Origin of the sequence: Tabrizicola piscis, assembly GCF_003940805.1 — a bacterium.
In the GTDB taxonomy this organism is placed as follows: domain Bacteria; phylum Pseudomonadota; class Alphaproteobacteria; order Rhodobacterales; family Rhodobacteraceae; genus Tabrizicola; species Tabrizicola piscis.
The window spans coordinates 4,006,597-4,032,547 of record NZ_CP034328.1 but is presented as its reverse complement, the minus strand read 5'-3'; the positions used below and the strand labels follow the sequence as shown (position 1 = coordinate 4,032,547).

Sequence of the window (25,951 nt, the reverse complement as noted above, 5' to 3'; positions counted from 1 at the left end):
TCTCCTCACCGGTTGCGCTGGCCACGCGCCAAGGCGCGGCTGACCTGAGCGGCCACTTGCGATTGACTGCGCTGGAATCCCTGAACATCCGGCGTCGTGATGTTCATCACCACATTCACCGCCCTGCCCCCTGCCGACTGCACCCCAAGCCGACCGTCCGGCCCCCGTGCCAGCGGCATGATCGCCTCGGGACCGGCCTCACCCATCAGGCCGCGCCCGCCGCGCATCGGGAAAGCGGTCGGGGACGACACGACGCCACCCTTTGCGAATGGCATGACACGTCCTTGGGAAAAGGCACCGCCCGCGGCAAAGGGCATCCCCGCGCCCATCACCGACGACAGCCCCTGCGCCAGAAACCCGCCCAGCGCATTCGTCACCGGTTTCATCGCGATGGCATAGACGCTGTCGACAATCGTGGTCGCCACCGTCTTCAGCGCGTCATTCAACTTCATCCCGTCAAAGACCAGGCCGTTGAACGCCTTGCTCAAACCGCTGCTGATCCCGCTGGACAGGGTGTTCACCTCGCGCCCCGTGAACACCATCGTCTCCCGCATCCGGGCCAGCTCGCCGTCAAACGTCGCCACCATCGACACGGATGACCCCAGCTGCGCCTCCAGCGCCTTCAGCTGCTCCTGCATCGTTCCGATATCCGCCATCGCCCTGATCCTTCCGTGCATCGGGAAACGCCGCGGCAAGCTCTGCCAGCCGCGCGCGCGTCAGGGGCGGGACCATCTGTTCCCGCCCCAGCATCATCCGCAATTCGACCGGCGTCAGCCGCCAGAAGGCCGCCGGCTCCAGCCCCAACCCGTGCAGGCCCGCCTGCATCAGCCCGCGCCAGTCGATCCCGGTCGCAGGCTTGGTCATGGCTCACCCGGCAGCGAAAACGCCCGCGCCAGCAGTTCCGCCGCCGCCCGCGCCGCCTCGACCGGCCCACCGCCAATATCGACCCGCAAAAGGTCGGTCGCCGTGCCCTGCCAGCCGCCGCCCCGCAAGCCCGCCACGATCAGCGCCAGCACATCCCGCGTGCTGAAGCGCCGCGCCTCGAACCGCTCCACCAGATCGACCAGCGACCCCGTCGCCAGCGCCTCTTCCAGCTCTGCCAATGCGCCCAGAGTCAGTTTTGCCACATGACGCTGACCATCCAGCCAGATCACCACTTCACCCGTCCAGGGGTTCGCCATCACAGCGCCGTAAAGGTCAGCGCGCCGGCTGAGGCCATCGACATCTCATAGGTCGCCTCGTCATTGTGGCTGCCCGCATATTCGATGGCGGTGATCTGGAACGGCCCCTCGATCACCCCAAAACTGGGGATCACCACCTGAAACCCCGGGATCAGCCCATCAAAGAAGATCTGCCGCGCGCGCTCGTCGGTGTTTTCATCCCGAAACACCCCCGAGCCAGAGATCGAGGCCGACTTGACCCCCGCCCCGGCCAACAACTCACGCCAGCCACCCTGGCTTTCCAGGCTGGTGACATCCACCGACTCCGTATTGAAGCTGATCCGCGTCGCGCGCAGCCCGGCGACGGTCACGAACTGCCCGTCTCCCGTCTGGTCGATCTTGATCAGCAGATCCTTGCCGCTTTGCACAGCCATGTCCGTTCTCCGTCAAAAAATGAAAGCAGGCGTCATGCGCCTCCCCTCCCCCCGGTGGGGAGGGGATGGGGGTGGGGGGCACCAAACCTAAAGCTGAACCCGCGCCCGAAAGGTCAGGTCGATCCGCCGCGTCTCGCCCTCTTCGATCCGCCGGGCCGAGGCGCGCAGGAACAACAGGTTCACCAGCAGCCCCCGCGTCAGCGCCAAAGGCGCACCGATCAGCGCATCCGAAATGTCCGCGGCGATGGTCTTGATCGACAGGAAACCGGTCGCATCGGTGATCACGCTGATCACCAGCTGATGCTCGGCCCCCGCACCCGACTTGTCGGACTGATCCCGCGCCTCCTCCGGCCCGATCAGCACGAAAGTCCCCGTCGCCGTCGGCGGAACCGCGTCATGGATCGCGACAGCCGCCAGCGCCGGAAAGCCGGTCAGCCGCTGAAAGACCGCCTGCTGCAAGGCAGGCGCTGCACCATAGCTCATTTCGGCACCTCCTCACGGGCAAAGCAGGTCAGATAGCGGCCATCGGGGTCACGCTCGGTCACCGCCTGGATCAGGAACAGCCGCAAACCCTCGCGGAACCGCTGCCCGGCCTTCGGGCGTGAGGCGGCCCCGAAAGGCGCGCCCCGCACCGTCACCCGGTAAGGCACCGCCGACAGCATCCGCTCTTCACCCAGAACATCGCTGCCAGACCCCGGCAGCACTTCGGCCCAAAGCGTGCCCAGCGCCGACCAGGCCTCGGCAAAACCGCCCGCCCCGTCCGCCGTGCGGACCACGCCCTCCAGCACCAGCGCCCGGCTCAACTGTGGGGCCTTCATGTCCGCCCCCCGCCAAGGATCCGCACCGTTCGCCAGCGCTCGATCAGCGTCACCACGCCGAACGGCAGCCCCGCAGACTGGGTGCCGTCATCCTGGCGATGCTCGTGATACTCGCTGGTCAACAGCAACACCGCCTGCCGCAGGTCCACGGGAATATCGGTCCAGTCCGGCCCGAAACCGGCCTCGAAGATGACCTTCACCAGCCCGCCACTCGGCACGCTGGGCAAGCTGCCCCCGCTTCCTGCGATCCTCGGTCGGTGCAGGTCTTGCACCAGCCGATAGGTTGCCTCCGGCACCAGAACCTCACCGCCTTGCATGTCGACCAAAGTCACGCTGGCAATCGCCGCGACTGGGGCTACCGGCAACGCCTGCTCATCACTCTCGCGCCAGCAGTCCAACACCCACAGGAAACTGCGGCGGTACAGCATCTTGCCGATGCGCCCTTCGATCACAGCCATGGCGGCCCGCAGATAGCTTTCGATCAGCCCATCCTGCAGGCCATCGTCGGCAAACCCGCTGCCCAGCCGCAGGTGATCCTTCAACTCCGCCAGCGGCAATACCGCCGACAGCACCGGGGCTTGTTCAGTCAACATCATGGCCATGTCTCCACTCACTGCGGGGCCCAAGATCGGCAGGGGCGCGCGCCGTCGCACGCCCCCGGAACCCGGCCCCAGTCAGGGGCCGGGCAAGAGCCAAGGATCAGGACACCGCGATCCGCAAAAGCTTGATCGCCGCAAAGTCGGTGATGTCGCCGCCCACCCGCTTGTTGGCGTAGAACAGCACGTTCGGCTTGGCGCTGAACGGGTCGCGCAGGATGCGCAGGTCGGGGCGTTCCGCAATCGTATAGGCCGCGCGGAAATCACCAAAGGCGACCGCGAAAGCGTTGGCCGCGATGTCCGGCATGTCCTCGCAGACCAGCACCGGATAGCCCATCAGGCGCGACGGCTCCCCCGCCGCTAGACCGTCCGACCACAGGAAGCGGCCATCCGCATCCTTCATCTTGCGCACCGCGCCCACGGTCTTGGAGTTCATCACGAAGCTCGCGTTTGCCCGGTAATCCGCGCCCAGCGCATAGACAAGGTTGATGATGCAATCCGCCGGGTTCACCGCCGCGAAATCCGCCGCCGCCCCCGTGGGCACATAGCCGATGCTGCCCCAGGTCCAGGACGCGTTCGCCACCTTGGCGGGCAACAGGATGCCGCGCGGCTTGTCCACCCCGTCGCCGTTGATGAAGGCCGCCGCCTCGGCGCGGATGAAACGGGTGGCGATCTTCTCGGCCAGCCAGCCCTCGACATCAAAGGCGCTGTCATCCAGCAGCCGTTGCGAGGCTTTGGGCATCGCCGCCAGCTCATGCAGCTTGATCGAGATGCGCTCGATCACCGGCGTCGCCGTCTCGGTCGTCGCCGCGACCTCGGTCGCCCAGCCCGACCCCACTTCGGACCGGTCAACCAGCACATCGAACGAGGTCGCCTCGACCTGCACGATATTGGCAATCGACCGCAGGGAGGAGGTCGCAAACAGCATCGACCGGATCCGCTCCGCCGTCTGCGGATCGACCAGATAGCCACCATCGGCCGCCACGGCGGTCGACATCGCCTTGCCTTCCAGCGTCAGGCCGCGCAGGCCGTCATCATCGCCCGACCGCAGATAGGCGTTGAACGCCTTCTGATGCGGGGCCTCACCCTCTGCGCGGGCCGAAAGTGCGGGGCGGCCATAGGCCATCGTCTTTGCGTTCAGCATGGTCAGTCGCTCTTCCTGATGTTTCAGCGTTGATTTCACGTCGTCCTGAAAGCGATTGAACTCGTTCAGGAAACCGGCCATGGCGGCCTTCGCCTCTGCAGCCGGCGTTTGGGCGGGGGACAAACCTTCCCCGGCCCGAGACTTCATCTCGGTCATCGTCATTCCCTTTTCGTTGCAACCAAAGCCCGCGCGGCAGAACACGCGCCTCCCCTCCCCCTCGTGGGGAGGGGATGGGGGTGGGGGGCTACCCTGCGGCCAAACTGCGGCGCGCGTCCTCGAAGACCGCCGCCATGTCGCGCCAGTCGTTGTCCAAGGCATCCGACTTCGCCGCGACACGCGCCTCGGGAAGCATCGGAAAGGTCACCAGAGACACTTCCCAAAGCTCCAGCTCCGACAACAGGCGCTGCCCTTTGCCGTCACGTTCCGCCCGGACCGTGCGATAGCCGATGGACAGCCCGTCAATGGCCCCCGCGGCGACCAGCGCCGCCACTTCGCGGCCCTTCTCGACCTCGGTCAGGATGCGCCCCTTGACCCACAGTCCCGTGGCATCTTCCCGCACCTCATCCCACACGCCAATCGGCTGGCCCGGATCGTGCTGCCACAGCATCTTGACCCTGCCCTGCCGCGCCGCCAGCCGCTTCAGGCTGGCCGCATAGGCACCCTTCTGGACCACGTCCCCGCCTTGGTCAGCCTTGCCGAACAGCGAGGCATAGCCCGCAACCACCTGCCCCTCGGTCACCACCAGCCCGGCCTCGGGGCGGTGGAACTTGCGCTCAGGGGCGCCGAAATCATTGCTCATCGCCTCACCTCATTGCTGCCTGGATGACCGTCTCGGCCATCTGTGCCATCAGGAACGCCGCCACGCCGTAGACGCCGATCCAGATCCGTTTCTCCAGCCGCTCCAGCGTCGCCTCGATCAGCCCCAGCCGGTATTCCAGCCCCGACCAACGCTCATTTGCGACCCGCTCATTCGCCTCGATCCGCGCGGCTGCGGCGTCAAAGCTTTCATACAGAAACCGCGAGCCGCCCTCGCTCCGCCTTACGGTCATTCCTCATCCGCCAGTCTGGGCAGCCCCAGCAGCATCCGCTTTTCGGCGACCGTCAGGAAATCGGCCCCACCCACGCGCGCCCACTGCTGATCCCGCTCACCAGCCAGCGCCGGCACCTGGTCAAGGTCCGGCCGCAGGTCCACCTCGACCCCGCCAAAGACCGAAAGCCAATGCGCAAGGTCCGCCAGCACCTTCGTCGCCAAAGGCAGCACCGTCAGCCGGTAGAAGGCCCGGTTCGCCTCTTGATAATTCGCGTAGGTCGCATCCCCGGGGATCCCCATCAGCATCGGCGGAATGCCGAAGGCGATGGCAATCTCCCGCGCTGCCGCTTCCTTGGTCTTCTGGAACTCCATATCGGAAGGGCTGAACCCCATCGGCTTCCAGTCGAGGCCCCCTTCCAGCAGCATCGGCCGCCCGGCGTTGCGCGCGCCTTGGTGGTGGGTCTCCATCTCGCTCACCAGCCGGTCATACTGGTCCGACGACAGCGCCGATTGCCCATCCGCCCCCTTGTAAACTATCGCGCCCGAGGGCCTTGCCGCATTGTCCAGCAGCGCTTTCGACCAGGCGCTGGCGCTGGTGTGCACGTCAATCGCCGTCGCCGCCGCCTGCAGTGGCGACAGGCCATAGTGGTCGTCCTGCGGATGGAAACTGCGCAGATGGCAAATCGGGCTCGCGGGCCCGTTCATCGCATAGCGATGCGTCCGCCCGCTGACCGTGTAGTCATAGGCCACAGGCCAGCCATCCGTGCCCGGCACCAGGCTCATCCGGTCGGCCCGCAGCACATGCAGCTCGCCCGGCAGGGCTGTCACACCGGGCACCGCCTCGACATAGGCGTTCCCGGCCAGCAGCAGGTACCCATAGACCGCCTCCAGAAACTCCGCCCGGCCCTGCGCGCCGTTCGGCCGTTTCATCAGGTCCAGCAGCGGATGCGTCTCATAACGCCGCTCGCTGTCCTGGCAGACCATGGGCAAGGCCGCCGCCGCCTCGGCGATCAGCCGCACCGCACGGAACCCGATCGGGTTGCCCTGATACCCCGTCCGCGCCAGCGACACCGCGTCGCGCGGGCTCCAGACCACTCGCCCCCCGGTCCCCCAGGCCACCACCCGGCCTACCGCGCTGGCCTTGCGCTCCGGCACCCCTGCCAGCGGCGCTTTCCGCAGAAAATCGAACACCATCTCGCCGCTCCTTCATGCCCCTCGGGCAAACCTCACCCGGACCCTGCCGACCCCGGCAAGGCAACGGCCCCGAAGGGCTTTCATCTTTGTGCAGTATTCCCGCAGGAGGCTCAAAACCCCTAAAGCGACCGTACGGTGGGTCGCCCGCCCCGCCCGACCGGGTTCACCATCACCTCGGTCAGCGCCCAGACCAGCGCGTCCAGCCGGTCGGGCGATCCCCTGCCTTTCCAGCCCGTCACCGCCATCTGGCACATCTGCTCCTCCAGCCGGGCCAGCCCCCGGACATGCGCCACCCGGCCCTGCTCGTACAAGGCCGCCACGGGTTCTGCCCGCAGCATCTTCGACCGCGTCGCATGCACCGCCCGGAACGGCACGGCGGGGTCGATCATCCGCACCACCCGCTCCACGAGGTCCCCGCCCTGGTTCACCTCGGCCACCAGCCGGTCCGCCCCGTGCCGATCCATCGCCGCCAGCGCCGCCCGCGCCCACCCCTCGGGCGAGGCGCCCTTCACCGATGCATCCTCCAGCACCACCGCGCGCCAGTCCTTCGGATCCCCCGCGTATCGGCACCTACGACCACAATCCCGCATTCGTCGCTCTGCTTGGTCGCGGTCACTGGCGGGTCAACCGCCACCACCACCCGGTTGAACACCGGCATCTCCGCCACCTGCGCCCGCTCCAGCAGGGCCGGCGTCCACAGTGCGCCCTCCTCATCCTCGACCAGCACACCTTCCAGCTCCTGCCGGCCGATCCGCGTGCCGCCATAGCGCGCCTGCACTTCCGTCAGGAAGCTTTCCGCCAGATACGCCCGGTTCGCCTCGGTCGGCGCATGGGTCACGACCGTGGAGGGGTTCTTCAAGATCGCCTTCAGCACCGCCACGTTGCGCGGCGTGGTCGTCACGACCGACCGGGGCGTTTTCCCCAGCCGCAGCGCAAACTGCAGCTGGTCCCAGGCCTCATGCCCCTTCTTCCACTTGCCCAGCTCATCCGCCCAGGCCGCGTCGAACTGCGGGCCCCGCATCGCCTCGGGCTCATGCGCCGAAAAGACCTGCGCCACCGCGCCGTTCGGCCAGACCAGCTGCTGGCGCGACGCCTGCCAGACCGGTCGGCGGTCAGGGGGCGAGCATGCAACGATCCCGCTTTCGCCCAGCACCATCACCTCGCGCACCTGGTCCACCGTCTCGCCGACCAGCGCCACCCGCTTGGCCAACCCCGGATCGCCCGGCCCGGAGCCTTCAACCTGCGCACGCACCCATTCCGCCCCGGCGCGGGTCTTGCCCGCCCCACGCCCGCCCATGATGACCCAGGTCTTCCAGTCGCCGCGCGGCGGCAGCTGATGCGGCAAGGCCCAGAACTCGAACAGCCAAGGCAGCGACAGCAGCGCATTCTCGCTCAGCCCGCCCAGAAATTCATCAACCTCCTCCGGCGTCGCGGAGGCAAGCCAGCCTGCGCCCGATTTCAGCTCGGGCACCCTCGAAATCAAGGTCCCCCCCGGCACCGACCTCGCCGGCAATCTGCTTGCGGAGTTTGTCAACTTTGCCCCTCTCGTCCAGAACATGCAGCGCCGTCGCCCGCAGATCGCGGATCACGGCCTGCGCGGCCTTGACCTCGCCAAACTCGCCCGACCGCAGCGCCTCGATCACGCGGTGCAACTCCACCGCCGCTTCCCGATAAAGCCCTTCCGCAACGGCAAGCACGTCCTCGGGAACCGCGCCGCCGCCACTCATCGCTATTGTCATTCAGGTCCGCCCACCCCTCATGCTGCCCACCGCACGAGCAAAATGGAAAAGCGGCCAGCGGGGTCACCCCCGGGCCGCTTCGACACTTCTTCTAGCATGCCAAATGTCTACATTCGACCGCGCGCAAAGTCAAGCCTAAAATGCAGCCATATCAATGGCTTGACGTACGCAGACTTAACCTTTTGTTAAGCCTCACTCGCCCTGCACGCCCGTCTGGCCTTCGGTGCCCTGCTCAGCTTCGATCGCACGCCAGCGGGCCACATTTTCATTGTGCTCCTCCAGCGTTTCAGCAAAGGCATGGCCGCCGGTCCCATCCGCTACGAAGAAGATATAGTCGGTCGTGTCCGGGTTCACCGCCGCCTCAATCGCCAGTTGGCCGGGGTTGGCAATCGGCGTTGGTGGCAGACCGTCGATCACATAGGTGTTCCACGGCGTTTCGCGGCGCAGCTCACTCTGCCGCAGGCCACGGCCAAGCACACCCTCGCCTTTGGTGATGCCGTAGATCACCGTCGGGTCGGTCTGCAGCCGCATGCCCTGCCGCATGCGGTTGACAAAGACACTGGCAACCTGCCGCCGTTCATCGGGGACAGCGGTTTCCTTCTCGATGATGGAGGCCATGATCAGCGCCTCTTCCGGCGTGTCATAGGGCAGGTCCGCCACCCGGTTGGCCCAGGCCTCCGCCAGCCGCACCTCTTGCCTGCGGCTCATCTCCGCCACTACAGCGCCACGCTCCGTGCCGCGCTCAATCTCATAGCTGTCCGGGGCAAGCGTGCCCTCTGGCGGAACCGTCTCAAGTGACCCGGTCAGGAAATCGGCCTTCTTCAACGCGTCCACCACCTGCCAGCTGGTGACCCCTTCGGCCACCGTGATGCGGAACCGCAGGTCCGCGTCATCGGCAACCTCAAGATACTCCATCGGAACAGGTTCCGCGCCAGCGTCGAAGCGGACGACTTCCACAAAGGTGTTGGTGCCAAGGTCCAACTCGCTCAGAACCACGTCGCTGCGCGTCACGCCAATCCGGAAATTGACATCCCGCCCGCAGGTCGACCGTCCGCCCGCCGTGATCGCCTCCAGCACCTCCACCATCGAGGCATTGGCGGGGATCATGTAGCTGCCGAATTTAAGGTCATCCGACCGGTCGGAATAATCCGCCCCGATCCGGAAGATGCGGGCGTCGGTGACGGCGCCACGCTCTTCCAGAACCCGGCTGACCGCACTGAACGACGCCCCGCGCTCCACCTGCAGGCAGATCGGCTGGGCCAGCGGTCCCGGCGCCACAAACTCGTTGCGCCCCCAGGCCACCAGCGCCGCGATCGCGACCAGAATGACGATGAAGAACGTCAGCGCGTTCGAGGCGATGCCCTTCCACATCGTCAGCGCACCTTGCCGACGATCAGGCTGGCGTTGGTCCCGCCAAAGCCAAAGCTGTTCGACAGGGCCACATCAATCTTGCGATGCACGGCCTTGTTCGCGGCAAGGTCCAGCTTTGGCGTGACGGCCGGGTTGTCGAGGTTGATCGTCGGCGGGGCGACCTGATCGCGCAGGGCGAGGATGCAGAAGATCGCCTCCACCGCGCCTGCCGCGCCCAGAAGGTGCCCGATGCTCGACTTGGTCGAGGACATCACCGCCCCAGCCGCCGCGTCGCCCATCAACCGCTCCACCGCGCCCAGTTCGATCGTGTCGGCCATGGTGCTGGTGCCATGCGCATTGATATAGTCGATGTCCGCAGGCGTCAGGCCCGCCCGCGCCAGCGCTGCGGCCATAGAGCGATAGCCGCCTTCGCCATCCTCGGACGGGGCGGTGATGTGGTAGGCGTCGCCCGACAGACCATAGCCCAGCACCTCGGCATAGATCCGGGCCCCCCGCGCGCGGGCGTGTTCCAGTTCCTCCAGCACGACCACGCCCGCGCCTTCGCCCATGACAAACCCGTCACGGTCGGCGTCATAGGGACGGCTGGCCTTGGTCGGATCATCGGCGCGCTTCGTCGACAGGGCCTTGCAGGCGTTGAACCCCGCGATCCCGATTTCCGAGATCGGGCTTTCCGCCCCCCCGGCCACCATCACATCCGCGTCGCCCCACTGGATCAGCCGCGCCGCGTCGCCGATGGCATGCGCGCCGGTCGAGCACGCCGTGACCACCGCATGGTTCGGACCCTTGAAGCCGAAACGGATGCTGACCTGCCCTGAAATCAGGTTGATCAGCGCGCCGGGGATGAAGAACGGGGACACCCGCTTTGGCCCCTTTTCCTTGATGAGGACGGCCGTCTCGGCAATCGAGGAAAGCCCGCCGATCCCCGAGCCGATCATCACCCCGGTCCGCAGGCGGTCATCCTCGGACGGGGCTTCCCAGCCGGCGTCGCGGACGGCCTGCACGGCGGCGGCCATGCCGTAGAGGATGAAGTCATCGACCTTGCGCTGGTCTTTCGGTTCCATCCAGTCGTCGGGGTTGAAGGTCCCGTCAGACCCGTCACCGCGCGGGATTTCGCAGGCGTATTGCGTCACCACGTTCGAGGCGTCAAAGCGGGTGATCGGACCCGCGCCGGATTGGCCGGCGAGGAGGCGGCTCCAGGTCTCTTCCACCCCGCAGGCCAAGGGGGTGACCATTCCAAGACCGGTGACCACGACACGACGCATGCTGCTCTCTCCCTCAAGGTCAGGCTTTTCTGGGGTGATACACGGCCCCCAAAGGCCGCGCAACCTTGGGGGTGGGGGGTCGGCGGCCCGAGGTCGTGTCCCTTGCAGGGACATCCCGTCGGACCCAGCAAGATCAAGCCCTTGGCGGAGGTCATTCAGAAAATCTTAACGCCTGCCCTATCGGCTGCCCTATCGGCCACCCTGCCGGGCGATGATGCCCATGACGGCAGCCAGAAGCTGGGCGGCCACGGCGGCGCCCTGACCGTCCACGTCACGCGCCGGCATGAATTCCACCATGTCAAAGCCCGCGATGCGGGCCTTTTCGGCCACGCCCGCAATCAGTTCCAGCACATGCCAATAACCAAGGCCCCCTGCGGTGCGACCGATCACGGCGGGCATGACCGCCGGATCCAGCGCGTCAAGGTCGAGGCAGATGATCACCTCGGCCTCCGGCGGCACAAGGTCGATGGCGCGGCCAAGGCCGCTGCGGGCGACCTCACCCGCCGGAACGAAGTGGACGCCCCAGGCTTCCGCATCGGCCACGTCCTGCATCCGGGCCGAGCCGATGCCGCGCTGGCCAACCTGAATGATGCGGTCGACATGCGCCATTTCAGAGGCGCGGCGCATGGTGGAGGACAGGCCAAGGCGTTCGCCGCCCACCTCATCCCGCCAGTCGATATGGGCGTCGATCTGCAGGATGGTGAAGCTGCGGCGGCGGGCGGCATAAGCTTCGAGCATCGGGATCGGCAGGCTGTCATCGCCGCCGATCAGGATCGGCACCGCGCCACGGTCAAGGATCTGCCCCACCGCGCCGAAGATGCGGGCGCGGTTGCCCGGCGCATCGGAGTCGTCCTGCGGCAGATCGCCGGCATCGACTGCCGAGACGCCGGAGGGGAAGACCGGGCCGCCGAGGTCAAAGTTCATGTGCGAGAGGTTCGCGGCATAGGCGGCCCCGGCAGCGCGGATCGCTGCCGGGCCACCGGCACAGTAGAAGCCGACGCTGGGGTATGGGGTACAGCCGTCAGCCCCGATCAGGACCATCTGGGCGGTTGTGCGCGCAAGGTCACGGATGCGCGGCAGGCCGAGGAAGGTGTCAACCGGAGCAGCACCGAACATGGTGCCAAGGGCGGTGTTGCCGGACATGGGATGCGCCTTTCGTTGGCGGCAAGAGTGGCGCGGTCAGCCGTCGGTTGGCAAGCGGGGTGTGGCGGAGGTGGCGAGGGATCGCCGTGGGGGATTTTCCTGAGAAGGGAGCCGCCTCGGGGGGCATCGAGCCCCCGCTTGGCGGCGTTGCCACGGAAGTTCGGGGCAAGGGCCGGCCGGTGGCAGGCGGTGGACGCCTCCGGCGGGAGTATTTGGAAAAGAGCAAATGAAGGGTCATTTCTTGGGCTGGGGTGCAAGCCTGACGACCGAAGAGTCCGGACCAGGGGAACGGATACAGCATGGCGCCCTGCACATCGCGCATCAGTGCAGCGTTCCGTTTTCCCTGAGTGGAACACAGTGCAAAACGCAAAAGGCACCCTGAGGGGGTGCCTTTACGGTCCACACAGGGACAAAAGACCTTAGGCGGCTTCGGAGATGAATTTCACTGCATCGCCGAAGGTCTGGATGGTTTCGGCGGCGTCATCGGGAATCTCGATCCCGAATTCTTCCTCGAAGGCCATGACCAGTTCGACGGTGTCCAGCGAGTCCGCGCCCAGATCGTCGATGAACGAGGCAGATTCGGTCACCTTGTCCTCTTCGACGCCCAGATGCTCGACGACGATCTTCTTCACGCGGTCAGCGATGTCGCTCATGTCCGTTCCTCTATCTTGGCGGGACTGTCCCGGCCGCTTTTAAGTTCTGCCCGACTTGGGGCGGCTGCCAGCCAGGCGATTGCCCGGTCGGAATCCTGCGCGCCTATAGCAAGGCGATGCGCGCAAGGCAAACCCTTTAACCTTGGGTGCGCGACGGTTCGTCACACCATCGCCATACCGCCGTTGACGTGCAGGGTGGCGCCGGTGACATAACCCGCCTCGGCTGACGCGAGGTAAAGCACGGCGGCGGCGATTTCGGCGGGGGTGCCCATGCGGCCAGCGGGGACCGCCGTCAGGATGCCGGCGCGCTGCTGGTCGTTCAGCTTGTCGGTCATCGCGGTTTCGATGAAGCCGGGGGCGACGCAGTTCACGGTGATGCCACGGCTGGCAACTTCGGCCGCGAGGGATTTCGACAGACCCACCATCCCGGCCTTGGAGGCGGCGTAGTTGACCTGCCCCGCATTGCCGGTGGTGCCGACGACGGAGGAGATGTTGATGATCCGGCCATAGCGGGCCTTCATCATCCCCCGGATCGCCGCGCGGCAGAGGCGGAAGGTGGCGGTCAGGTTGACGTCGATCACCGACTGCCAGTCATCATCGGACATGCGCATGGCAAGGCCGTCCTTGGTGATGCCGGCGTTGTTGACGAGGATGTCGACCGCGCCCATCGCCTCGACCGCGCGTTTGACGAGGGATTCGACGTCTTCGGGATTGGAGAGGTTGCAGGGCAGGACATGGGCGCGGCTGCCCAGTTCGGCGGCGAGGGCTTCCAGCGGGCCGGTCCGGGTGCCGGAGAGGCCTACGGTGGCACCCGCGGCGTGGAGCGCGCGGGCGATGTCGGCACCGATGCCACCCGATGCGCCGGTGACAAGGGCGGATTTGCCGGTAAGGTCGAACATGGGTGGCTCCTTCAGGCTTTGTCAGGCTTTGGCGGCGGCGATGTCATCGGGGGTGCCGATGGCGCGGGTGGAGGCTTCGGGGGCGATGCGGCGGATCATGCCGGACAGGGCCTTGCCGGCACCAAGCTCCCAATACTCGGTCACGCCGGCGCGGTCCATGAACTGGACGGATTCGCGCCAACGGACGGATCCGGTGACTTGCGCGATCAGCAGGTCAAGGATGCGGTCGGGTTCTGTGACCGCCTCGGCGCGGACGTTGACGACGATCGGGACCTTTGGCGCAAGGATCGGGGTGGCGGCGAGGGCTTCGGCCATCACATGGGCTGCGGGCTGCATCAGGGCGCAGTGGAAGGGGGCGGAGACCGGCAGGATCATCGCGCGCTTGGCGCCGCGGGCCTTGGCGATGTCGACGGCGCGTTCGACGGCGGCCTTGTGGCCCGAGACGACCACCTGCGCGGGGTCGTTGTCGTTGGCGGCCTGGCACACCTCGCCCTGGGCGGCTTCGGCGGCGACGGCAATGGCGGCGTCGAAGTCGAGGCCAAGGAGGACGGCCATGGCGCCGATGCCGACGGGGACGGCTTCCTGCATGGCGCGGCCCCGGATGCGCAGCAGGCGGGCGGTGTCGGACAGGGTGAGCGAGCCCGCGGCGCAGAGGGCGGAGTATTCGCCAAGCGAGTGGCCGGCGACGAAGCTCGCCTGGTCAAGGCCGAGGCCTTCGGTTTCCAGCGCGCGGAGCGCGGCGATGGAGGTGGCCATGAGGGCGGGCTGGGCGTTCTGGGTCAGGGTCAGTTCGGCGATGTCACCTTCCCAGATCAGGGTGGAGAGGTTTTCGCCCAGGGCGCTGTCGACTTCGTCAAACACGGCCTTGGCGGCGGGATAGGCGTCGGCCAAGGCGCGGCCCATGCCGATGGTCTGGGCGCCCTGCCCCGGAAAGACGAATGCGCGGCTCATGGTTTTTCCCCTTTGCTTTGGCTTGGGGATAGCCTGCGGCGGGCTGCCATGCAATCGCCCCGGGGTCATGTTGCACAGGGTCTGTGCATGGGCTGGGCTGTCGGGCGGGGATGGGACTGCTAGATTGGCGTCCGCACATCAGGAGTTTTCCATGCCCGCCCGTAACAGCGACACCCGCTTTGGCACTGTCACCCGCGTCTTTCACTGGCTTACGGCGCTGTTGATCCTGACGGCGATTCCCCTTGGGGTGATCGCCAACCAGCTGCCCTATGACACGGCCGAGGCGCTGGCGATCAAGGCGCAGCTCTTCTCGCTGCACAAGACGCTGGGGGTGGCGGCGTTTCTTCTGGGGCTTGGGCGTATCCTTTGGGCGTTGGTCGAGCGCCATCCGGCGCCCCTGCACCCTGAACGCAAGGCTGAGCTGACGCTGGCGGGGGCGGTGCACTGGCTGTTGTATATCTCGCTGGTGGCCGTGCCGCTGTCGGGCTGGGTGCATCATGCCGCCGTCACCGGCTTTGCGCCGATCCTGTGGCCGTTCGGGCAGACCCTGCCCTTTGTGCCGCAGTCCGAGGCGGTGGGCACCGCCGCCGGTGCCGCGCATTGGGTGTTCACCAAGCTTCTGGGTCTGGCGATTCTGTTGCACATCGCCGGGGCGTTGAAGCACCACCTGATCGACAAGGACGCCACCCTGCTGCGGATGCTGCGCGGCGTTCCGGCGCCTGCGCGGCCAGAGCCGGTGCGCAAGGGCAGTGTCCCGGTGCTGGTTGCCTTTCTGCTTTATGCCGTCGGCGCGGGGATCGCGGCGCTGCTGGTCCCGAATGGCGAGGCGGTCGCAGCAGGTGCGCCGGTAGAGGCCGAGGCATCCGGCAACTGGCGGGTGGTCGAGGGGACCCTTGGGATTTCCGTCCGGCAGATGGGGGCTGATGTCGGTGGCAGCTTTGCGAACTGGACCGCAGACATTCGGTTTGACGAGGCTGTGGTCGACGGTAAGCATGGCAACGTCTCTGTCACCATCGACACCGCCAGCCTGACGCTTGGCAGCGTGACGAAGCAGGCGCTGGAGCCCGAGTTCTTTGATGTGGCCACGCATCCAACGGCCGTCTTTGCCGCCGACATGTTGCCGGGAACGGCGGGCTATGTCGCCGAAGGCACGTTGACCCTGCGCGGGGTGGAGCAGCCGATCAGCCTGCCCTTCACCCTTGAGATCACGGGCGATCAGGCCCGTATGCTGGGTGAGGTGACCCTTGACCGCCGTGATTTCGGGATGGGGGCAAGCTACGGTGACGAAGCGTCGGTCGGGTTTGGGGTGGTCGTGGCGGTGGACCTGCTGGCAGAGCGGGTGGAGTGACGCAGCGCCCTGCGGTGCGTTTCTTCGCTTCAGAAACGGACCTAATTCTTGGCTCGACGCATCTACTTTTGCCAGGGCATTGGTTCAATACCCAGCAACCAGTTGATCCAGCCAAAGAGTTCGAAGTCCAGAGTTCGCATTGCGAGCACGAGGACGACAGTTACCAAAAGCACACGCCCGGGGTGCTCTTGCAAATTGGTATTCTTGTTTATCGAGCCTATGCCACTTGATATGGAGCGAAGCACATCTTTCATAGATTTCATGCGTCAATTCTCGCAAAAGCAGTCGCAGTGCGCGCCCACACGTAGCCAACGCCATAGACGCAGTCTAGGACATATCGGGGTCGCAACCTTGGGTGCAAAGCTGAGCATGACAAAAGCCGCCCGGTTGACCGGGCGGCCTCTTCTTCAGGGTCGGGTTTGCGTGCTCCGGGTATTAAAACCGATCACTCGGTCGCCATTGCCTCGAAGCTGATCTGGATCTGCACTTCGTCGCTGATGAAGGGCACATAGTTGCCAAGGCCGAAGTCCGACCGCAGCACGGTGGTCGTGGCGGTGAAGCCGACTGCCGGTTTGCCCTCGAACGGGGGCAGCGGGTAGGGTTCGGACTTGTTCAGCGTGGCGTCCAGCACAACCGGCTTGGTCACGCCGTTCAGCGTCAGGTCGCCGGTGATCTTGCCGGTGGTGTCGCCGGTCACCTCGATGGCGGTGGAGGTGAAGCTGACAGCCTCATCTTCCGCGGCATCGAAGAAGTCGGGCGACATGAAGTGCTCGAACCGGGCTTCCCAGCCGGTGAGCATCGAACGCACCGGGAAGGTGACCGACACGGTCGAAGCAGCGGGATTTTCAGCGTCATAGACAACTTCGCCGCCGAAGCCCGAGAACATGCCATAGCCGGTCGAATAGCCGACGTGGTTGTACGAGAAGATGATCTGAGCGTGGCTTTGGTCGATCGTATAGGTCACTGGCGCGGCAAGGGCCGGGGCGGCAGCAAGGGCAGCAACGGCTGCAAGGGTGGCAAAACGGGTCATTCTTCACCTTGGGTTACGGGGGCACGGCGGCCCGGTTGACAAGGCGGAAGATGCGCGGGGATGCCGCAGCGCGGCAATCCGGCACAAGGGAAGGTTGAGTGTTCGCCAGCGAACAGAAAGCGGAACGGCCCGGGCCTTGCGCGGGGCAGGCCGGGAACAGGGGGTACGCTGGAACGGCCATTCCGCTTGCGCCTGCAAGAAAGGTCTGTATAAGGCCGCATCTTCCCTGCATTTCCATGAACCGGCGATGCCTCTCGTGGACGGGCCGCAGGGAAGTTTGCCCGTCCTTTGAAGCCGCCCCGAGACGAAGGATACCCGCATGCCTCTTTACGAGCATGTCTTCATTTCGCGTCAGGACCTGTCCAACGCGCAAGCCGAAGGCCTTATCGAACACTTCTCGACCGTCCTTGCGGACAACGGCGGCAAAGTCGTTGAAAACGAGTACTGGGGCGTCAAGACGATGGCCTACAAGATCAACAAGAACCGCAAGGGCCACTATGCCTTTCTGAAATCGGACGCGCCCGCCGCTGCCGTGCAGGAAATGGAACGCCTGATGCGCCTGCATGACGACGTGATGCGCGTGCTGACCATCAAGGTCGACAAGCATGCCGAAGGCGTGTCGGTCCAGATGCAGAAGCGCGAAGAGCGTGACGGCGACCGGGGTGACCGCGGTGATCGCGGCGGCTTTGGTGGCGAACGCCGCGAACGGCCGAGCTTTGGCGGGGACCGTCCCGACCGTGGCGGCGACCGTGGCGAGCGCCCGTCGTTCGGCGCTCCGCGTCGTTGATCATCAGCTTGAAGAAAGGTTCATAAACCATGGCGAACAAACCATTTTTCCGCCGCCGCAAGGTTTGCCCCTTCTCGGGCGACAATGCACCGGCGATCGACTACAAAGACACGCGTCTGCTGCAGCGCTACATCTCGGAGCGTGGCAAGATCGTGCCGTCCCGTATCACCGCAGTGTCGGCAAAGAAGCAGCGCGAACTGGCCACGGCCATCAAGCGCGCCCGCTTCCTCGCCCTCCTGCCCTATGCCGTGAAATAAGGAGCACATGACATGCAAGTGATCCTTCTGGAACGCGTGGCCAAGCTTGGCCAGATGGGCGAAGTCGTCAACGTCAAGGACGGCTTTGCGCGGAACTACCTTCTGCCCCAGGGCAAGGCGCTGCGCGCCAACGAATCGAACATCAAGTCGTTCGAAGCGAAGAAAGCCCAGCTGGAAGCCACCAACCTGGAAACCCGCAAGGAAGCCGAAGCTGTCGGCGCCAAGCTGGATGGCCAGACCTTCGTGGTGATCCGCTCGGCCTCCGACGCCGGGGCGCTTTACGGTTCGGTCACGCCGCGCGATGCGGCGGATGCGGCGACGGAAGCGGGCTTTACCGTGCATCGCGGCCAGATCGTGCTGGACAAGCCGATCAAGGAACTTGGCATCCACACTGTCACGGTGCAGCTGCACCCGGAAGTGGTGTCGAAGGTCAAGCTGAACGTGGCCCGGTCGGTGGAAGAAGCCGAACTGCAGGCTTCGGGCAAGTCGATCCAGGATCTGGCGGCAGAAGCCGAAGCGGCGGCAGATTTCGAGATTGCCGAGCTGTTCGACGAAATGGGCGCTGCGGCGTCGGAAGAATAAGCGTTTCCCCTTTCGGGGACTGAAGCCGCGCCGGGGAAACCCGGCGCGGTTTGCGTTTGCGGTGCGGCGCGGATTTGACATTCCGCTGTCGGCGGCAGGACAGATATGGCCAAGGCGGCGCGTAGCGTGCCGGGCATGCGCATGTCAGCCACCAGTGTGGGCATCCTTGCCCTTGTTGTCGGAATCGCCGTCTTTTCGGTGCAGGACCTGATCCTGAAGCAGTTGTCCGGCGACTATCCCTTGCATCAGGCGATGGTGCTGCGCAGCTGTGTGGCCCTGCCCTTTCATCTGGCGATTGTCTGGTGGTTCGATGGCCGTCTGACCACGATCACCACCCCGGGCTGGTGGAAGATGCTGGCGCGGGGGCTTCTGGGGTTTGTCGCCTATACCGCCTATTATCTGGGGCTTGCGACGATGCCGATGGCCGACACGGTGGCGCTGTTCTTCACCGGGCCGTTGTTCATCACCATCGCGGCGGCGGTGTTGCTGGGCGAACGCGTCAGCCCGGTGGCGGCCGTTGCAGTGGCGGCGGGGTTTGCCGGGGTGCTGCTGATCGTCAAGCCCGGCACTGCGGGGTTCGAGGTGGCCGCGCTGCTGCCGATCCTTGGGGCGCTTGGCTACGGCCTGTCCATGGTGGCGGCACGCCCCCTTGGGCGGACCGAGACGGCGGCGGCGATGGCCTTTTGGGGCAACCTTTGCTTTCTTCTGTGCGCGCTGGCCCTGTCGGCGGTCTATGGCTCGGGCCAACTGGCGGATGCATCGCACCCGTCGCTGGCCTTTCTGACACGCGGTTGGGTGACGCCGGGACTGACTGACCTTGCCCTTATGGCCGCCTGTGGCGTCATCGCGGCGGTGGGTCTGACCCTGTTGACCAACGCCTATCGGGTAGCGCCGTCCTCGACCATCGCGCCGTTTGAATACAGCTTCATGTTCTGGGCCGTGCTGTGGGGCTGGCTGATCTGGGGCGAACTTCCTGATCCCGTCGGCTGGCTGGGCATCGCCGTCATCATCGGCGCCGGGCTGGTGGTGATCCGCCGAAGCTGACGCGGGTCAGGCAAGCCGCCATGGCCGGGACCTTGCCTGTCTGTGCCCGGGCCCGAAAGGCAGGTTCAAGCCGGGCGGCGATCTGCAGGCTTGTCATGCAACCATTGCGGGTAGTTGATAGACGCAGGAGTCATCAAGGAGTGAACGTCATGCCCATTCACCTGACCCGCCGGGGTTTCATTGCCGGTTCGACCGGACTTCTGGTCCTGCACCCGTTTTCGGCCCGCGCGCAGGCCAATCAGGCCCATCTGCGGCTGATGGAAACGACCGACCTGCATGTGCATGTCTTTCCTTACGACTACTACGCCGACAAGCCCATCGACACGGTCGGTCTGTCACGCACGGCCAGCCTGATTGCGGCGATCCGGGCGGAAGCGACGAACTCCATCCTTCTCGACAATGGCGATTTCCTGCAGGGCAACCCGATGGGCGACTATATCGCCTATGAGCGGGGCATGGATCAGGGACAGATGCACCCGATCATCGCGGCGATGAACACGCTGGGATTTGACGGATCCACGCTGGGCAATCATGAGTTCAACTATGGCCTGACTTTCCTGATGAACGCGGTCGCGGGGGCGAATTTCCCCATCGTCTCGGCCAATGTGGCCAAGTCTGCCGGGGCCACCCCGCGCGAGGATGAGACGCTGGTGCCGCCTTATGTAATCCTGGACCGGACGCTGACCGATGGCGCGGGGGCGACGCATCCGATCCGCATCGGGATCATCGGCTTTGTGCCGCCGCAGATCATGAACTGGGACGCCAAGCACCTTGAAGGCAACGTGACCGCGCGGGACATCGTGGCGACGGCCAAGGCCTGGGTGCCACAGATCCGCGAGGATGGCGCAGATATCGTCGTGGCGCTGTGCCATTCGGGCATGGGTGACCCGAACGCGGTCGAGGGGGCCGAGAATGCGGCGATTGCCCTTGCCGGTATCGAGGGGATCGACGCCATCCTGACCGGGCACAGCCATCTGGTCTTCCCCGGCCCGGATTTTGACGGGATGGCGGGCGTCGACCTTGCCGCCGGCACGATCAACGGCAAACCGGGGGTGATGGCTGGCTTCTGGGGCAGCCATATGGGTCTGGTTGACCTGTTGCTGGAGCGGGATGGCACCAGCTGGCGCATCGTATCGCATACCTCGGAGGCGCGGCCGATTTCGCAGCGGAATGAAGACCGCAGCGTTTCAGCGCTGGTCGAGGATGCGCCAGAGGTGCTGGCAGCGGCGCAGGCCGAACATGACGCCACGCTGGATTATGTCCGCCGCGCGGTGGGCAAGACCAAGGCGCCCTTGCACAGCTATTTCGCCTTGGTGGCTGACGATCCTTCGGTGCAGATCGTGTCGATTGCGCAAAGCTGGTACATCACGCAGATGCTGGCGGGAACGGAATATGCTGACCTGCCCCTGTTGTCGGCTGCAGCCCCGTTCAAGGCGGGTGGTCGGGGCGGGCCGGAGTATTATACCGACGTGCCGGTCGGCGATGTGGCGATCAAGAACGTGGCGGACCTGTACCTTTATCCCAACACGGTGCGCGCCGTGGTTGTCACGGGGGCCGAGGTGAAGGACTGGCTGGAACGGTCGGCCGGGATCTTCAACCAGATCACGCCGGGCGGGGCAGATCAGACGCTGATCAACCCGGACTTCCCCAGCTACAACTTCGACGTGATGGATGGGGTGACTTACCGGATCGACCTGTCGCAACCGTCGAAGTTCGACAAGGACGGTGCGGTGGTCGATGCTACGGCTAGCCGGATCGTGGACCTTGCGTGGAACGGGGCACCGGTCGATCCGGCGCAGCGGTTCGTGGTGGCCACCAACAACTATCGCGCGGGCGGTGGCGGGGCGTTTCCGGGGGCGGATGGCACGACGGTGATCTTCGAGGCCCCCGACACCAACCGCGACGTGATCGTCCGCTATATCGTGGAGCAGGGCACGATCAACCCGGCGGCAGACGCGAACTGGGGTTTTGCGGCACTGCCGGGGACAACGGTGCTGTTCGACACCGGGCCGGGTGGCGCGAAATATCTGAGCGATGTCAAGGGCGTGCAGATCGAAGCTGCGGGGGATGGGGCCGACGGCTTTGCCCGGTTCCGCATCACGCTGTAGCAAAACAAAAGGGCCGCCCGGTCAGGGCGGCCCTTCGTTACGCGGTCCCTTGCGGGACTACATTTCGTCCAGCGCCTCGACAGCCTTTTGCAGGTCTTCCTTCGAGACGTCCTTGTCCTTCACCTTGGCCAAAGCCACGATGTGATCGACAACCTTGTCTTCAAAGATCGGCGCGCGGAGTTGCTGTTGCATCTGCGGGTTCTTCTGCACGAATTCGAAGAACTGACGTTCCTGCCCCGGGTACTGGCGGGCGGCGGCAAGGACGGCCTGGGTCATCTCGGCATCGGAGACGGTGACTTCGGCTTTGCGGCCGATTTCAGCGAGGAGAAGGCCAAGGCGGACGCGGCGTTCGGCAAGGGCCTTGTGTTCATCCGTCGTTTCAATCTCACCGTGGTTGTGGCCGTGATCTTCCGGGTGCTCTTCGTGGTACAGCTGGTGGGCGATCTGGGCGGCCTCAGCCTCGACCAGATTGGCGGGCAGGTCGAATTTCACCATGCCATCCAGCTGGTCCAGCAGCGACCGCTTGAGGACTGCGCGGGCAGCGCCCTTGTATTCCGCTTCAAGCCGTTCGGCGATCTGGGCCTTGAGCGCGGCAAGGTCTTCGGCGCCGTATTTCTTGGCCAGTTCGTCATCGACTTCGGCTGGCTTCGGTTCCTTCACGGCCTTGATCGTGCAGGCGAAGACGGCGGCCTTGCCGGCGAGATGCTTGGCGCCATAGGCTTCCGGGAAGGTCACGTTGACCGACACTTCGTCACCGACCTTGGCTCCGACAAGCTGCGCTTCGAACCCCGGGATGAAGGAGTTCGAGCCCAGCACCAGCGGGTAATCGTCGCCCGAGCCACCTTCGAACAGTTCCCCATCGACGGAACCCTTGAAGTCGATCACGACCTGATCGCCGTCCTTGGCCTTGGCACCCTTCTTGCGGTCGTCGAACGACTGCGCGGTGGCGGCAAGGTTGGCCAACGCTTCGTCCACGGCGGCGGCTTCGGCTTTCACGATCAGACGGTCGAGCTTGATCTTGCCAGCGTCGATCTCCGGGATCGGGGGCAGCGCGTCATAGGTCATTTCAACCACGACGTCCTGACCTTCTTTCCAGGTCTCACCGCCAACCATCTTCACTTCGGGCTGCAGCGCCGGACGGTCGCCGGATTTGTCGAAGTGGTCCTTCATCGCGCCGTCGATGGCTTCCTGCATCGCGTCGCCCATCATGCGCTGGCCGAACTGCTTTTTCAGGATCGCCAGTGGGACCTTGCCCTTGCGAAAGCCCTTGATTTCAACCTCGGGCTGGGCTTCGAGCAGCTTTTCCTGCACCTTGGCGTCCAGCTCGGCCGAGGTGACGGTGATGGTGTAGCCGCGCTTGAGGCCTTCGTTCAGGGTCTCGGTGACCTGCATGCTGGATGTCCTTCCTGACGTCATCTGGGGTGCGATTGCACAATAGAACTGGATCGCCGGGCGATGGCCCGGCGCAACTTTCCGGGCCTTCTAGCAAAGCTTTGGCGGCGACGTAAGGGGTATTTCGACAGGGCTATCGGACGGCCCGGACATCGCCCAACCGTGGTGCGGGTGGAGGGACTTGAACCCCCACGCCTTGCGGCGCCAGAACCTAAATCTGGTGCGTCTGCCAATTTCGCCACACCCGCACGCCGCCCTTCTAGCAAAGCCTGATTGCGGGGGCGAGAGGCAATCGCCCGCCATTATCCTGCCGCAACCACAGCGTGAAGCGGCCACAACTGCCCCGAAAACAACGAAAGCGGACCGAACGGCGGTCACAAACCCGTGTGAGCCTGCTTGAACCGGACAGCTACCAGAAGGGGCACGCCATGGACATCGGGACGGAGCTTGCCACGCGGACGGACATGGCGGCAGAACCGTCAGTACTTGGCCTGATGGCAGGTACGCAGGTGCGGACGTTGGACGGTGTGCTGCCTGTGGAGTTTCTGGAGCCGGGCGACAGGATCGTGACCCGCGCCGGGGCGCGGCGGTTGGTGGCGGTGTCAGTCAAGCAGCGCCGGATGGCGGCCGTGGTGCGGATCCGCGCTACCACACTGGGCCATGACCGGCCTGAGCAGGACCTGCTTCTGGCCCCAGGCCAGCCCGTGATGATCCGCGACTGGCGCGCGCGTGCGCTTTATGGTGTCGAGGCTGCGGCCATTCCAGCGTCACGCCTGGCCGATGGCGAATTCATCGTGACCGAGGTTCTGCGTCAGGTGCGGCTGTTCACGCTGCGGTTTGACGAGGACGAAGTGATTTATGCCGAAGGGCTGGAGGTCGCCTGCCCTGCGGTTGATGTCCCTGCTATGGCGTAGACCGCCTGCTTTTGAACTGACCTACCACTTTACATGACGGGGCCAGATGAACACCTCATCCGGGTCGATGTCCCTTGATCCTGCCAGCGCCATTGTCTGGCGGCGCAGGTAATTGGCGATATCGCTGCGGGCGAGCCGGTCAAGATCCGAGGTCAAGATCGGCGCTCCGACGGTCAGGCGCAGCGGGCAACCCATGCGGCGGCGGGTTTCGTGAAAGATCAGCGCGACACGCAGCGGGTAGGACAGGTGGCTGGCAATCTGGAACAGACGCGAGTTCTGGCCCGAGAAATGCACCGGCAGTGTTGTCACGCCAGGGATGGTCGCCAGTCGCCCGACGAAGGGGTGCCATTCGGCATCGCAAGCCCGGCCCTTGACCGGCTTGTTCGCGGTGGCCACCCCTCCGGCGGGAAAGATGGCGACAACCTGACCCTCGGCCAGAAGTTCGGCCGCGCGGCGGCGGGTGGCGCTGGTCAGACGCCGCGCCTCGGGCGTGCCGGAGAAATCGACGGGCAAAAGGTGCGGCGCAATCTCGGGCACCTGGCACAGCAGGCTGTTGGTCAGGATCCGCACATTGCCACGCAGGCGCATGGCAAGCTGGCCGATGGTCAGCCCGTCCAAGATGCCGAAGGGATGGTTCGCCACGATCAAAAGGCCACCGGTCGCGGGAATATGCGCCAGATGAGCTTCGTTCTCGATCTGCAGGCGCACGTCCAGAAGGCGCAGGGCGGCGTCGAAGACCGGCTCGCCTGACCGCTTCCCGCGTTCCTGCCAGTCGCAGTAAAGCCGGTGCAACCGGGGCCGCCCGCTGAGCCGTTCGACAGTGCGGATCAGGCCGCGACGAAACCGGGATTGGCCGGGATGCGAGTAGGTGAAGCTGGAGGGGCGCTGTGGTAGGTCGGCGGGAAAGCTGGTGTCGGTCATCTGACTGTCCGTGAGAGCCTCGATCCCACTGAGGTACGACGCATTGGTGACAATGCCGTGTCAGTCTGGTTGCGTTTCGGTGCAACAGCAGGCGGTGGAATGGCCCCTTGCCCCATAGCCGGGGTGGCGTAGTGTTCCGGGAAGGACGGAAGGGCGGCCCGACTCCAAAGGGGGTTACGATGGCAAAGGCGCCGACTGCCAAGGCGGGGGATCATGTCGAACGGGTGATCGGGACGCTGAACTCCGGTTCGGCGGCGGCGCGGTCGCGGCTTGCCGCGTCGTGGCAGCGGTCCTGGCTTAAACATGGGCTGGACCCCGGCCTTGGGGCTGCGGCGCCCGAAGTTGATGGTGACCGGCTGCGCGTGGGGCGCGAGGAGCTTGCAGAGGTGCTGGCGGTGGCCGCGCCAAAGCTGGACGACCTGTTTGCCATGATCGGCCATTGTGGCTGCGGGATCCTGTTGACCGATGCCAAGGGGCTGGTGATCGACGCCCGTGCCGGAGCCGCGGATGCCGATGTGTTCCGCGCCTGGGGTCTGGCCCCGGGGGCGGATTGGTCCGAAGCGGCGCAGGGCACCAACGGGATCGGCACCAGCCTGGCCGAGGAACGTGCGCTGACCATTCACCGCGACCAGCACTATCTTGCGCAGAACATCGGGATGAGCTGCATCGATGCGCCGGTCTTTGGCCCCGATGGCGGGCTGATCGCGGCGCTGGATGTCAGCTCGGCCCGCGCGGACCAGACCGAGGGCTTCAACCGGCTGATCGAGGCGATGGTGACCCGGGTGGCGCAGGCGATCGAGGCGGACCTGTTCCGCAATGCCTTTCCAAAGCACCGGATCGTGCTGGCCAGCGGGGCAGATCCGGCAAGTGCCGCCTTTCTGGCGGTGGATGGCGACGATGTGGTCGTCGGTGCCACGCGCGAGGCGCGAAGGCGGCACGGGTTGGAGCCGACGGGGTTGATCCGGCCGCGTCCGGTGGTCGATCTTCTGGGGCGTGAGGGCGGGCCGACGGGTCTTGAAGGGGCCGAACGCGCCGCAGTGATTCGCGCCCTGACCCGCGCGGGGGGCAATGTGTCGGAAGCCGCGCGCGCCCTTGGCCTTGGTCGCGCCACGCTTTACCGGCGGATGAAGCGGCTGGGGATCGATGAGCGCGGCTGATGTGTCTCAGCCCTGAG

The 25,951-nt window shown here is 65.6% G+C and carries 29 protein-coding genes, 1 tRNA gene and 1 pseudogene; 8 read left to right on the top strand and 23 right to left on the bottom strand.

Translation table 11 applies throughout. The features are described 5' to 3' along the window. Window positions 1–5: 5 nt before the first annotated feature. The 19 genes and pseudogenes from EI545_RS19530 to fabD all read right to left on the bottom strand — a co-directional run bounded on the left by EI545_RS19530 (window position 6) and on the right by fabD (window position 14,394). Entirely contained in the window at window positions 6–656 is a 651-nt protein-coding gene (locus EI545_RS19530) for a phage tail tape measure protein (RefSeq protein WP_125327031.1), read from the bottom strand. Then, window positions 571–864 (bottom strand): rcc01693 family protein, encoded by a 294-nt coding sequence (locus EI545_RS19525; protein ID WP_125327030.1) that lies wholly within the window; start codon window positions 862–864, stop codon window positions 571–573. Before EI545_RS19525 ends, EI545_RS19530 begins: the two co-directional genes overlap by 86 nt. Beyond that, window positions 861–1,181 carry a gene transfer agent family protein gene (locus EI545_RS19520; protein ID WP_125327029.1) on the bottom strand — a complete coding sequence of 107 codons (321 nt, stop codon included), beginning with the start codon at window positions 1,179–1,181 and terminating at the stop codon, window positions 861–863. Before EI545_RS19520 ends, EI545_RS19525 begins: the two co-directional genes overlap by 4 nt. Continuing rightward, the gene (locus tag EI545_RS19515; protein ID WP_125327028.1) at window positions 1,181–1,594 is read right to left on the bottom strand and encodes a phage major tail protein, TP901-1 family; all 414 of its coding nucleotides are present in this window, start codon (window positions 1,592–1,594) and stop codon (window positions 1,181–1,183) included. Before EI545_RS19515 ends, EI545_RS19520 begins: the two co-directional genes overlap by 1 nt. Before the next feature lie 87 nt (window positions 1,595–1,681). Then, a complete protein-coding gene (locus EI545_RS19510) occupies window positions 1,682–2,077 on the bottom strand; it encodes a DUF3168 domain-containing protein (protein WP_125327027.1) in 396 nt (131 codons plus the stop codon). Next, window positions 2,074–2,412: a head-tail adaptor protein gene (locus EI545_RS19505; protein WP_125327026.1), complete on the bottom strand. Its 339-nt coding sequence runs from the start codon at window positions 2,410–2,412 to the stop codon at window positions 2,074–2,076. Before EI545_RS19505 ends, EI545_RS19510 begins: the two co-directional genes overlap by 4 nt. Next, window positions 2,409–3,008 carry a head-tail connector protein gene (locus tag EI545_RS19500; RefSeq protein ID WP_125327025.1) on the bottom strand — a complete coding sequence of 200 codons (600 nt, stop codon included), beginning with the start codon at window positions 3,006–3,008 and terminating at the stop codon, window positions 2,409–2,411. Before EI545_RS19500 ends, EI545_RS19505 begins: the two co-directional genes overlap by 4 nt. A 103-nt stretch (window positions 3,009–3,111) precedes the next feature. Then, window positions 3,112–4,308, bottom strand: a complete 1,197-nt coding sequence (locus EI545_RS19495; RefSeq protein WP_125327024.1) for a phage major capsid protein — start codon at window positions 4,306–4,308, stop codon at window positions 3,112–3,114. Between the two features lie 88 nt (window positions 4,309–4,396). Beyond that, window positions 4,397–4,951, bottom strand: a complete 555-nt coding sequence (locus EI545_RS19490; RefSeq protein ID WP_125327023.1) for an HK97 family phage prohead protease — start codon at window positions 4,949–4,951, stop codon at window positions 4,397–4,399. Window positions 4,952–4,955: 4 nt separating this feature from the next. Then, entirely contained in the window at window positions 4,956–5,201 is a 246-nt protein-coding gene (locus EI545_RS19485) for a GTA head formation protein, RCAP_rcc01685 family (protein ID WP_125327022.1), read from the bottom strand. Next, on the bottom strand, window positions 5,198–6,376 hold the full coding sequence (locus EI545_RS19480) for a phage portal protein (protein ID WP_125327021.1): 1,179 nt from the start codon (window positions 6,374–6,376) through the stop codon (window positions 5,198–5,200). Before EI545_RS19480 ends, EI545_RS19485 begins: the two co-directional genes overlap by 4 nt. A gap of 119 nt (window positions 6,377–6,495) precedes the next feature. Beyond that, window positions 6,496–7,838, bottom strand: a pseudogene (locus tag EI545_RS19475) (DNA-packaging protein). After that, window positions 7,789–8,115: a hypothetical protein gene (locus EI545_RS21695; RefSeq protein WP_245990201.1), complete on the bottom strand. Its 327-nt coding sequence runs from the start codon at window positions 8,113–8,115 to the stop codon at window positions 7,789–7,791. Before EI545_RS21695 ends, EI545_RS19475 begins: the two are co-directional and overlap by 50 nt. A gap of 192 nt (window positions 8,116–8,307) precedes the next feature. Further along, window positions 8,308–9,486, bottom strand: coding sequence for an endolytic transglycosylase MltG (mltG, locus tag EI545_RS19470; protein ID WP_125327020.1), 1,179 nt, complete (start codon window positions 9,484–9,486; stop codon window positions 8,308–8,310). 2 nt (window positions 9,487–9,488) lie between these two features. Then, the gene (gene fabF, locus EI545_RS19465) at window positions 9,489–10,748 is read right to left on the bottom strand and encodes a beta-ketoacyl-ACP synthase II (RefSeq protein ID WP_125327019.1); all 1,260 of its coding nucleotides are present in this window, start codon (window positions 10,746–10,748) and stop codon (window positions 9,489–9,491) included. A gap of 189 nt (window positions 10,749–10,937) precedes the next feature. After that, entirely contained in the window at window positions 10,938–11,891 is a 954-nt protein-coding gene (locus EI545_RS19460; RefSeq protein ID WP_125327018.1) for an arginase family protein, read from the bottom strand. A gap of 419 nt (window positions 11,892–12,310) precedes the next feature. Further along, window positions 12,311–12,544, bottom strand: coding sequence for an acyl carrier protein (locus tag EI545_RS19455; RefSeq protein ID WP_103256210.1), 234 nt, complete (start codon window positions 12,542–12,544; stop codon window positions 12,311–12,313). Window positions 12,545–12,705: 161 nt separating this feature from the next. After that, a complete protein-coding gene (gene fabG, locus EI545_RS19450; RefSeq protein WP_125327017.1) occupies window positions 12,706–13,443 on the bottom strand; it encodes a 3-oxoacyl-[acyl-carrier-protein] reductase in 738 nt (245 codons plus the stop codon). A 21-nt stretch (window positions 13,444–13,464) separates the two neighbouring features. Further along, complete coding sequence (gene fabD / locus EI545_RS19445; protein ID WP_125327016.1) at window positions 13,465–14,394, bottom strand: ACP S-malonyltransferase; 930 nt, start codon at window positions 14,392–14,394, stop codon at window positions 13,465–13,467. A 151-nt stretch (window positions 14,395–14,545) separates the two neighbouring features. Here fabD and EI545_RS19440 point away from each other — a divergent pair, with 151 nt between their 5' ends. Further along, window positions 14,546–15,742, top strand: a complete 1,197-nt coding sequence (locus EI545_RS19440; RefSeq protein ID WP_125327015.1) for a cytochrome b/b6 domain-containing protein — start codon at window positions 14,546–14,548, stop codon at window positions 15,740–15,742. 445 nt (window positions 15,743–16,187) lie between these two features. Here the strand turns inward: EI545_RS19440 and EI545_RS19435 are convergent, their stop codons facing one another. Beyond that, window positions 16,188–16,772, bottom strand: coding sequence for a YceI family protein (locus tag EI545_RS19435; protein ID WP_125327014.1), 585 nt, complete (start codon window positions 16,770–16,772; stop codon window positions 16,188–16,190). Window positions 16,773–17,091: 319 nt separating this feature from the next. Here EI545_RS19435 and rpsF point away from each other — a divergent pair, with 319 nt between their 5' ends. From rpsF to EI545_RS19410, 5 genes are all read left to right on the top strand, one after another. Then, window positions 17,092–17,559, top strand: a complete 468-nt coding sequence (gene rpsF / locus EI545_RS19430) for a 30S ribosomal protein S6 (RefSeq protein ID WP_125327013.1) — start codon at window positions 17,092–17,094, stop codon at window positions 17,557–17,559. Between the two features lie 29 nt (window positions 17,560–17,588). After that, window positions 17,589–17,816: a 30S ribosomal protein S18 gene (gene rpsR / locus EI545_RS19425; protein ID WP_125327012.1), complete on the top strand. Its 228-nt coding sequence runs from the start codon at window positions 17,589–17,591 to the stop codon at window positions 17,814–17,816. Window positions 17,817–17,828: 12 nt separating this feature from the next. Then, the gene (gene rplI / locus EI545_RS19420; RefSeq protein WP_125327011.1) at window positions 17,829–18,398 is read left to right on the top strand and encodes a 50S ribosomal protein L9; all 570 of its coding nucleotides are present in this window, start codon (window positions 17,829–17,831) and stop codon (window positions 18,396–18,398) included. 141 nt (window positions 18,399–18,539) lie between these two features. After that, window positions 18,540–19,442, top strand: coding sequence for a DMT family transporter (locus EI545_RS19415; RefSeq protein WP_164517351.1), 903 nt, complete (start codon window positions 18,540–18,542; stop codon window positions 19,440–19,442). A 149-nt stretch (window positions 19,443–19,591) separates the two neighbouring features. Continuing rightward, complete coding sequence (locus EI545_RS19410) at window positions 19,592–21,550, top strand: bifunctional 2',3'-cyclic-nucleotide 2'-phosphodiesterase/3'-nucleotidase (protein WP_125327009.1); 1,959 nt, start codon at window positions 19,592–19,594, stop codon at window positions 21,548–21,550. Between the two features lie 57 nt (window positions 21,551–21,607). Here the strand turns inward: EI545_RS19410 and tig are convergent, their stop codons facing one another. Beyond that, a complete protein-coding gene (tig, locus tag EI545_RS19405; protein ID WP_125327008.1) occupies window positions 21,608–22,942 on the bottom strand; it encodes a trigger factor in 1,335 nt (444 codons plus the stop codon). 163 nt (window positions 22,943–23,105) lie between these two features. Further along, a tRNA-Leu gene (locus tag EI545_RS19400) sits at window positions 23,106–23,190 on the bottom strand. A gap of 180 nt (window positions 23,191–23,370) precedes the next feature. On the opposite strand from EI545_RS19400, the gene EI545_RS19395 reads away from it, so the two are divergent. Then, window positions 23,371–23,856 carry a Hint domain-containing protein gene (locus EI545_RS19395; protein ID WP_245990200.1) on the top strand — a complete coding sequence of 162 codons (486 nt, stop codon included), beginning with the start codon at window positions 23,371–23,373 and terminating at the stop codon, window positions 23,854–23,856. A 21-nt stretch (window positions 23,857–23,877) separates the two neighbouring features. On the opposite strand, the gene EI545_RS19390 is transcribed toward EI545_RS19395, so the two are convergent. Then, entirely contained in the window at window positions 23,878–24,777 is a 900-nt protein-coding gene (locus tag EI545_RS19390; RefSeq protein WP_125327007.1) for a lysophospholipid acyltransferase family protein, read from the bottom strand. Between the two features lie 179 nt (window positions 24,778–24,956). Between EI545_RS19390 and EI545_RS19385 the strand changes: the two genes are divergently transcribed. Next, complete coding sequence (locus EI545_RS19385) at window positions 24,957–25,934, top strand: helix-turn-helix domain-containing protein (RefSeq protein ID WP_125327006.1); 978 nt, start codon at window positions 24,957–24,959, stop codon at window positions 25,932–25,934. Window positions 25,935–25,951 lie beyond the last annotated feature (17 nt).